This window comes from Rhodococcus aetherivorans, assembly GCF_011058165.1.
GTDB lineage: Bacteria > Actinomycetota > Actinomycetes > Mycobacteriales > Mycobacteriaceae > Rhodococcus > Rhodococcus aetherivorans.
Genome location: NZ_JAALEG010000136.1, coordinates 1 through 10,308 on the forward strand (window position 1 = coordinate 1; position 10,308 = coordinate 10,308).

Sequence of the window (10,308 nt, forward strand, 5' to 3'; positions counted from 1 at the left end):
GGTGGTGGCGCGGATCGGGGCGGCGCTCGAGGCGTCGGTGCCGGTGCGTACGGTGTTCGAGGCGTCGACGGTGGCGGGGTTGGCGGCGCGGCTCGAGTCGCATGCCGGGTCGGGGGCGCGGGCGGCGCTGACCGCGCGGGAGCGGCCGGAGCGGGTGCCGCTGTCGCTGGCGCAGCAACGGATGTGGTTCCTCAACCGGTTCGATCCGGCGTCGGCGGTCTACAACATTCCGGTGGCGATCCGGTTGACCGGGGAGCTGGACGTGGCGGCCCTCGAGGCCGCGGTGCGGGATCTGGTGGCCCGGCACGAGGTGCTGCGCACCGTCTACCCCGAGATCGACGGCGTCGCGGTGCAGCGGATCCTCGACCCCGGCGATCTCGCGGTCCAGCTGCGCCCGGTGCACGTCGACGAGTCCGATCAGGCGGCAGTGCTCGCAGAGACCGTGTCGGCCGGCTTCGACGTGACGCAGGAGGTGCCGATCCGTGTGCGCCTGCTCGAAGTGGGTGCGTCGGATCACGTGCTGATCGTCGTGGTGCACCACATTGCGGCGGACGGGTTCTCCATGGGTCCGCTGGCCCGCGACGTCGTGGCCGCCTACGCGGCGCGCGTCCGCGACGCGGAACCGGGTTGGGAACCGCTGCAGGTGCAGTACGCGGACTACGCGCTGTGGCAGCGGGAGATCCTCGGCGACGAGTCCGACCCGACGTCCCTGCTCTCGCAGCAGCTCACCTACTGGCGCGAGCGCCTCGCCGGTGCGCCCGAGTTGTTGGACCTGCCCACGGATCGGCCGCGGCCGGCTATCGCGTCCAACAAGGGTGCCGGTCACCGATTCCACTTCCCCGCGTCGGTATATGCGGCGGTCGAGGAACTCGCAGCCGCACGCGGCACGACACCGTTCATGGTCGTGCACGCCACCCTGGCCGTGCTGCTGTCGCGGCTGTCGGGCTCCGACGACATCGTGATCGGCACGCCCATCGCGGGCCGCGGCGAGCGCGCGCTCGACGACGTGATCGGCATGTTCGTCAACACGCTGGCGTTGCGGACCCCGATCGATCCCGCCGAATCGTTCGACGCCTTCCTCGGTCGCGTCCGGGACATCGACCTCGGTGCCTTCGGCAACGCCGACGTGCCGTTCGAGCAGGTCGTCGACGAGATCGCTCCCGTTCGGACGCAGGCCCATTCGCCGATCTTCCAGGTGGTGCTCGCCTTCCAGAACCTCTCGTCGACTTCCTTCCGGCTCGACGGCCTGACGGTGGCGGGCGTCGAGGCCGACACCGCGGTCGCGCGGTTCGACCTGCAGCTGACCGTCGTCCCCACCCCGGTCGACGGCGCGCTGCCCGCGACGTTCGAATATGCCACCGACCTGTTCGACGAGGCGACAATCGTAGGATTCGCCGAGCGATTCGTCCGGGTGCTGGAAGCACTCACGGCCGATCCGCGCACCGCCATCGGCGCGGTCGACATCCTGGCCCCGGGCGAAGCCGACGTGCTGCTCTCGCACGACGGCCCCGCCGGACCGGAGCCTCGCACGCTTGCCGAACTGATGGCTGAGGCAGTCGCGCGCAATCCGCACGGTGTCGCCGTGCGGTGCGGAGACCGTGAGCTGACATACACCGAGCTCGACGAGGCATCCAACAGGCTCGCGCGGGCCCTGCTGCGGCGGGGAATCGGCGCCGAGGAGTTGGTGGCCCTCGCGGTGCCCCGATCGATCGAGTCGGTCCTCGCCCTGTGGGCGGTGACGAAGACCGGGGCGGCATTCGTTCCGGTCGACGCGACCTACCCCGACGACCGGATCGAGCACATGGTCACCGATGCCCGCGCCCGGGTGGGGCTGACCACGACGGCACACGCGGACTCGCTCCCCGGCGCGACCTTGTGGCTCGTCCTCGACGGTCCGGACGGGCTGATCGAGTCCCGTGCGGAGTCGGGTGAGACCCTGTCGGCGGCTGAACTGGTGCGGCCGATCCGGGTGGAGCAGGTCGCGTACGTCATCTACACGTCCGGTTCGACCGGACGACCCAAGGGCGTCGCAGTCACTCACGCAGGTCTGCGCAACTTCGCAGTCGAGGAGCTCGAGCGGTTCGGTCCGGCTCCGGAGTCGCGGGTGCTGCATGTGGCTTCGCCGAGCTTCGACGCGTCGGTCCTCGAACTGCTGCTCGCGCTCGCGGCAGGCTCGACGATGGTGATCTCGCCGGCCGGCGTCTTCGGCGGCGTCGAGCTCGGCGAGTTGATCCGTCGCGAGAAGGTCACGCACGCCTTCGTGACCCCGTCGGTGCTGGCCTCGATGGACCCCGCCGGGCTGGACTCGCTGGGGCATCTGGTGGCCGGCGGCGAGGCCGTGCCCGCGGACGTGGTGCAGCGATGGTCTCCCGGCCGCAAGCTGTTCAACGGGTACGGTCCGACCGAGACCACCGTCGCGACCAATGTCGCGGGCCCGCTGCGTGCCGGGGAGCAGATCACCATCGGCGGCCCGATTCGGGGTCTCCGGGAGGTCGTGCTCGACGCGCGGCTGCGTCCGGTGCCGGTCGGCGTCGCGGGCGAGCTGTACGTCTCCGGGATCCAGCTGGCCCGGGGCTACCACGAACGGCCGGGGCTGACGGCGGAACGGTTCGTCGCGGACCCGCACGGCGCTCCGGGCGAGCGGATGTATCGCACCGGGGACATCGTCACCTGGACCGAGTCCGGCGAGATCGTCTACGTCGGCCGCAGCGACCAGCAGGTGAAGATCCGTGGTCTGCGGATCGAACTCGGCGAGATCGATGCGGTGCTCGCGGCACACCCCGATGTCGAGTTCGCCGTCAGTGTGGGGCACACCACGCCCACCGGGGCCACGGCCCTCGTTTCGTACGTGGTGCCCGTCGACGGACGCACGCTCGATCCGGAGGACCTGCGCGACTTCGTGTCCCGTCCGCTGCCGAGCCACATGGTGCCGGGTTCGATCGTCGCGCTCGAATCCGTCCCGCTTACTCCGGCCGGCAAACTCGACCGCCGGGCACTCCCGGAGCCGGTGTTCGAGGCGCGCGAGTTCCGGGCCCCGTCGAGCCCGGTCGAGGAGATCGTCGCGTCCGTGTTCTCGGGTGTCCTGGGTGTCGACCGGGTTGGCGCGGACGACGACTTCTTCGATCTCGGCGGCAACTCGCTGCTCGCAACCCAGGTCGTCGCGCGCCTCGGTGCCGCGCTGGACACGCAGGTCCCCGTCCGCGAACTGTTCGAGGCACCGACGGTGGCGGCGCTGGCTGCGCACCTCGAGACCCAGCGGGGCGCCGGTCGGCGCCGGCCGCTGGTCCCGCAGGAACGTCCGGAGCGGATCCCGCTGTCGCTTGCACAGCAGCGGATGTGGTTACTGAACCGGTTCGATCCCGAATCCGGCTCCTACAACATTCCGTTGGCGATCCGGCTGTCCGGCGCGCTCGACGTGGCGGCGCTCGAAGCCGCGGTGAACGACGTAATCGCCCGGCACGAAATCCTGCGGACCGTCTACCCCGAACAGGACGGCACCGGCCGGCAGCTCGTGCTGCCGGTGACCGAGGCGACGCAGGCGATCACCCCCGAGTGGGTATCGCCCGCGGAGTTGCCGGCTCGGCTGCGCGAACTCGTCGTGGCCGGGTTCGATGTCACCCGCGCGGTTCCGATCCGGATGCGCCTGCTGCAGGTCGACGAGCGCGAACACGTACTTGTGCTCGTGATGCATCACATCAGCGCCGACGGATTCTCGCTGGGTCCGCTGACCCGGGACGTGATGGTCGCCTACACCGACCGGACGGCGGGGCGCCCGCCCTCGTGGGCGCCGCTACCGGTCCAGTACGCCGACTTCGCGCTGTGGCAGCGCGAGGTGCTGGGTTCCGAGGACGACCCGGACTCGCCGCTGTCCCGGCAGCTCGACTACTGGAAGGAGAACCTGGCCGGGCTTTCCGGGGCCGAGCTCCCGACCGATCGGCCCCGGCCCCCCGTGCCCTCCCTGGCCGGCGCCTACCATGCCTTCACGATTGCGCCGGACGTGCACCGTTCCCTCGGCGAGCTCGCGCGCGAGCACAACACGTCGATGTTCATGGTGGTGCATGCCGCGCTCGCCGTGCTGCTCTCGCGGTTGACGGGTACCCGGGACATCGCCGTCGGTACCGGCGTGGCCGGCCGCGGGGAACCCGAGCTCGACGACCTGATCGGCATGTTCGTCAACACCTTGGTGCTGCGCACGGACGTCGATCCGGCCGTCGGATTCGCGGATCTGGTCCGTAGGGCACGCGAGGCCGACCTGGGTGCGTTCGCCCATGCCGACGTGCCGTTCGAGCGCCTCGTCGAGGTCCTCGACCCGGCAAGGTCGTCCGGGCGTCAGCCGTTCTTCCAGGTGATGCTTTCCTTCCAGAACTTCCGGCCTGTCTCCTTCGAGTTGCCGTCGCTCACCGTGAGCGGCATCGACACCGGTGACGTGGCGGCGAAGTTCGACCTGATGCTCACGGTGGAGGGCCAGCACGACGAGACGGGCGCTCCGGCGGAGATGATCGCCGGGTTCACCTACGCCACCGACCTCTTCGACGCCGCGACCGTCGAGCGTTTTGCGGAGCGGCTGGTGCGCATCCTGGAAGCAGGGTGCGCCGACCCGGAGGCGGCCGTCGGAGACATCGACATCCTCGGTGCCGCGGAGCGCGCGCAGATGGGTGCCGGTGGGCTTCCTCGGGGTGCCGCTGCGGAACCGGCGGCCCCCGAGCCGGCCGCGCGGACCCTGGCCGGGGTGCTGTTGTCGACCGTCGAGGCTGATCCCGACGCGCCGGCCGCCGTGTTCGACGAGGACGAGACCTCGTACGCCGAGCTGGACATGCGGTCCTCTCGCCTGGCGCGCCTTCTGCTCGATCGCGGCGTGGGGGCCGGGACACGCGTGGGTGTGGTCCTGCCCCGGTCCGTCGACCGGCTGGTCGCCACGTGGGCAGTGCTCAAGGCCGGCGCGGCGGTGGTCCCGGGCGTGCCCGGCACCGCCTCCGGCGATGACGTCGATCTGGTGGTCGGCAGGTCCGCAACGGCGACGCCAGCGGCAGTGCAGGTCCTCGTCGATGCGCCCGACGTCGTGGCGCAGATCGCCGGGTACTCCGCCGCGCCGGTGACCTACGCGGACCTCGCACGGCCGGTGCGGCCCGACGATCCCGCCTTCGTTCTGGCGGCCGCGGGCGGTGCGGGCACCCGCACCGTGACGCACGCCGTGGCGGCGGAGGCGGCGTCCCGGCTGGCTCGGCGGTACGAGGTCGACTACGAGTCGCGCACCGTGCTGCACGGGCCCGAGGACTCGGCAGCCGCCGTCGTCGAACTCGTCGCGGCGGCCGCGGCCGGCGCCGCCGTGGTGCTCGCTCCCGGGACGGACGGGGACTGGGTGTCGGAGGACGAGGTGGCGGACCAGTGGGTGACGCACCTGTTCATCGGTGCCGACGACGCCCCGCAATTCGAGGACGGCGTCCCCGAGGACCTCGCCGCGGTGGTGTTCGTCGACGCCCGGCCGCCGGGAGGCTACGCGGCCCGTCTCGGCGACGGTCAAGAGCTGTTCGACGATCCCGTCGCCCTCGACGGCGACTGACGTCCGGCGTGTCGCAGCGGTCCCGTACGGGCCGTCGCGACGGCCCTCGTCCTGTAACGGATCCCTTCCGGCGAACGGTATAGAGTAGGCGGTTCGCGTACGAATCGGCCGGGTGTTGAGCCAAGGGCTGATTTGTAGCATAGAGCCGGTTGTTGGTCTATAGGCGGCTAGCTTCGTTCCGGTTCGGAGCGAGGCTCGCCGTCCTGGGCGTGAGGGGTTTTGACGGATGACTGCTGATGAGTTCGGTGCGAAGGCTACGGGGGCATCTCGCCGGAGGACTGGCTCCAGTAGGCCGCCTCGCCGTCGTCGTTCCCGACTCCTCACGCTGCCTCAGCTCCTGGCCGCCGCGGTGGAGATCGATCCGTCGGCCGTCGCGGTGGCGTACGAGGACCGCAGTCTGACGTACGGGGAGCTCGACGAGCGGTCGTCGCGGTTGGCGCGGGTACTGATCGGCCGTGGAGTGGGGCCGGAGTCGTTCGTGGCGCTGGGCCTGACGCGATCCGTCGAATCGGTCCTGGCGTGGTGGGCGGTGGCCAAGACCGGCGCAGCCTTCGTGCCAGTGGACCCGAACTATCCGGTCGAGCGCGTCGAGCACATGGTGACCGACTCCGGCTCGCGGGTGGGACTGACCGTGTCCGAGTTCGCCGATCGGTTGCCGGGGTCGGTGCCGTGGCTGGCGCTCGATGATCCGGGCTTCGAGGCCGAGTGCGCCGCGGTGTCCGGTGCGCCGGTGACCTACGCCGATCGGCTGGGCCCGGTGGCGGTGGACAACACCGCCTACGTCATCTACACGTCCGGTTCCACGGGGGTGCCGAAGGGCGTGGTCGTCACCCACGGTGGGCTGTCGAATCTGTCCGCCGAGCAGCGGGATCGGTTCAAGATCGATTCTTTTTCACGGACACTGCATTTCGCCTCACCGAGTTTCGACGCCTCGATGCTCGAGCTGCTGTTGGCGATCGGTGCCGGCGCCACGATGGTGATCGTGCCGCCCGGGGTGTACGGCGGTGCGGAACTGGCGGACCTGCTTCGGCGGAAACGGGTCACGCACGCCTTCGTCACACCGGCGGCGTTGGCGTCGATGGATCCGGCCGGTCTTGACTCGCTGCGGTCGGTGATGGTCGGTGGTGAGGCGTATACCGCCGAGCTCGTCGCCAAGTGGGCGCCGGGCCGGGACTTCTTCAACGTCTACGGCCCGACGGAGACCACCATCCTCGCCACGAGCAGCGATCCGCTCGAAGCCGGCGGCCCGATGCCGATCGGTGTCGCGCTGCGCGGCGTGTCGACGTACGTGCTCGACGGCCGGCTGAACCCGGCGCCACTGGGCGTCGCGGGTGAGCTCTACCTGGCGGGTCCCGGTGTGGCACGCGGCTACCACCGCCGATTCGCCTTGACCGCAGAGCGATTCGTGGCCGATCCCTTCGTCGGCGAAGGTGGCGTCGAGCCGGGTGCGCGGATGTACCGCACCGGTGACGTGGTGCGGTGGGTCGAAGGACCGTCCGGTCCGGTGCTCGAGTACGTCGGGCGCAGCGACTTCCAGGTCAAGGTGCGCGGTTTCCGCATCGAACTCGGTGAGATTGACGCGGTGCTGTCGACGCACGAGTCGGTGGACTTCGCGGCGACGGTGGGGCATTCGACCGCCCCAGGAGTGACCTCGTTGGTATCGTACGTTCTCCCGGTGCCGGGTGCGCGGATCGACGCGGACGTGCTGAAGGACTTCGTGGGCCGGTCGCTGCCGTCGCACATGGTGCCGACGGTCGTGATGGAGCTGGAATCGATTCCGTTGACGGCGAACGGAAAGCTGGACCGGCAGGCGCTGCCGGAGCCGGTTTTCGAGACCAAGGAGTTCCGCGCCCCGTCCACCCCCGTCGAGGAGATCGTGGCAGCGGTGTTCGCCGAGGTGCTCGGAATCGAGCGGATCGGCGCGGACGACGACTTCTTCGAGCTCGGTGGCAACTCGCTCATCGCCACGCAGGCGGCAGCACGGCTGGGGGCGGCGCTGGACGCGCAGGTTCCGGTGCGGGAGGTGTTCGAGGCGTCGACGGTCACTGCGCTGGCGACGCGGCTCGAGTCGCGGGCAGGGGGCGGGGGCCGGACCCCGTTGGTGCCGCAGCCGCGCCCGGAGCGGATCCCGTTGTCGCTGGCGCAGCAGCGGATGTGGTTCCTCAACCGCTTCGACACCAGCTCCACCGTCAACAACATTCCGCTGGCGATTCGGCTCTCCGGCGACCTCGACGTCGCCGCGCTGCGGTCCGCGGTCGACGACGTCGTGGCCCGGCACGAGATGCTGCGCACCGTCTACCCGGAGCACGACGGCACCGGCCACCAGTTGGTCCTGCCTGTCGAGCAGGCCCGGGTCGACCTCGCACCCGTCGCCGTGTCCGAGGACGAAACGTTCTCGGCCATCACCGAATTCGTCGACGAGGGCTTCGATGTCACCGCCGAGGTGCCGATGCGGATCCGGCTCTTCCGGTTGAGCGAGACCGAGCACCTGCTCGTGCTCGTGATGCACCACATCAGCGCCGACGGCTCGTCGATGGCTCCGTTGACCCGGGACCTGGTCTCCACGTATGCCGCTCGGAGCAGCGGCACGGCACCGTCGTGGGCCCCGCTGCCGGTGCAGTACGCGGACTTCGCGCTGTGGCAACGCAAGGTACTCGGTGACGAGTCCGATCCGGAGTCGCTGATCGCGCGGCAGCTCGACTATTGGAAGCGCACCCTCGCCGGCCTACCCGACGAGCTGCCCTTGCCGACCGACCGGCCGCGTCCGCAGACCGCCTCCAACGCCGGTGCCGTGTACACGTTCCCCATCGGTGCCGACCGCCTCGAACGGCTCGAGGCGGTGGCCCGCACCCACCACAGCACCCTGTTCATGGTCGTCCACAGCGCGCTCGCGGCGTTACTTGCGCGACTGTCGGGAACCGACGACATCGCGATCGGCACCCCCGTGGCCGGCCGCGGGGAAGAGGCGCTCGACGATCTCGTCGGCATGTTCGTCAACACCCTCGTGCTGCGCACCCAGGTGACCCCGGACACCACGTTCACCGAGCTGCTGGAGCACGCCCGGGAGACCGATCTCGGTGCCTTCGCCCACGCCGACCTGCCGTTCGAGCGCCTCGTCGAGGTGCTCAACCCGGCGCGTTCGCAGTCCCGGCACCCGCTGTTCCAGGTCGCCCTGTTCTTCCAGAACATCGAGGAGGCGCACCTGGACCTCGAAGGTCTCCGGGTCGCCGGCGTGGGCATCGACGTGACCACCGCGCGCTTCGACCTGCAATTGACGCTGGCTCGCGACCCCGAGGATGCGGGCATGGTCGGCATGCTCACCTACGCGACCGCCCTGTTCGACGAATCGACCGTGGCGGCGATCGCGGAACGGCTGCTCCGGGTGTTCGACGCGGTGGCGCAGGATCCCGTCGTTCCGGTCGGCGACATCGACGTGCTCGACGCCGCGGAGCGCCGCGACCTGACCGCCATCCGCAACGCCACGGCGCATCCCGTCCCGGACCACCTTTTGCTCGACGGCTTCGACGCCCGGGTCGACCGCACGCCGGACGAGACGGCGCTGGTGTACGAGGGCGAGACTCTCACCTACGCCGAGTTCGACACACGCGTCAATCGGCTTGCGCGCCATCTGCTGTCGCTCGGCGTCGGGCCGGAGGCCCGGGTGGCCCTGGCCATGCGCCGCTCGATCGAGCTCGTCGTTGGCATGTACGCCGTGCTGCGTGCCGGTGGCGCGTACGTGCCCGTGGACCCGGACCATCCCGCGTCGCGCACGGAGTACATCCTCGAGTCCGCGGCACCGGTGTGCGTGCTGACCACCGAGCGGGACACGGTGACGCTTCCCACCGCCCTCACGGTCGTGCATCTCGACACCGTCGAGCTCTCGGCATTCTCCGCGGCCCCGATCGCCGCCACCGAACGCACCGCGCAGCTCCGCCCCGAGAACACCGCCTACGTCATCTTCACCTCCGGCTCGACGGGCCGGCCCAAGGGTGTCGCGGTGTCGCACGGCGCGATCGCCAACCAGATGGCCTGGATGGAGCACGAATACCGGTTCACCGCGGCCGACGTGTATCTGCAGAAGACCGCGACCACCTTCGACGTGTCGCTCTGGGGGTTCTTCCTTCCGCTGCGGGCCGGTGCCACGTTGGTCGTCGCGACGCCCGACGGGCACCGCGACGCCGAATACGTCGCACGGACCATCGCCCGGCACGGCGTGACCCTCACCGACTTCGTGCCGTCTATGCTCACGGTCTTCGTCTCGCACGCCGACCCGCAGGACCTGGTGTCGTTGCGCGACGTGTTCGTCATCGGTGAGGCCTTGCCCGCCCAGACCGCGCACGCCTTCGCCGGCGTCTCCTCCGCCGGGCTGCACAACCTCTACGGTCCCACCGAGGCCGCCGTCTCGATCACCTACCGGCAGGCGCAGCTGGCCGACGCCGGGTCCGTCCCGATCGGTCTGCCGCAGTGGAATTCTCAGGTTTACGTGCTGGATTCGCGGTTGAATCCGGTGCCGGCCGGCGTGGCCGGTGAGCTCTATCTGGCGGGTGTGCAGCTCGCGCGCGGCTACCACGGCCGGGTGGATCTGACGGCGGACCGGTTCGTGGCGAGCCCGTTCGGTGCGGGTGAGCGTATGTACCGCACCGGGGACCTCGTGCGCTGGACCGCGACCGGGGAGCTGGACTACATCGGCCGCGCCGACTTCCAGGTCAAGTTCCGCGGCCAGCGGATCGAGCTCGGCGAGATCGAGT

At 70.3% G+C, this 10,308-nt stretch carries 2 protein-coding genes; both read left to right on the forward strand.

Going from position 1 to position 10,308, the window contains the following annotated elements; all coding sequences use genetic code 11:
• Positions 1–5,560: non-ribosomal peptide synthetase (locus G6039_RS28745; protein ID WP_164528170.1), on the forward strand; the 5,560-nt coding region annotated here is incomplete at its 5' end.
• Between the two features lie 349 nt (positions 5,561–5,909).
• Positions 5,910–10,308: amino acid adenylation domain-containing protein (locus tag G6039_RS28750; RefSeq protein ID WP_338148592.1), on the forward strand; the 4,399-nt coding region annotated here is incomplete at its 3' end.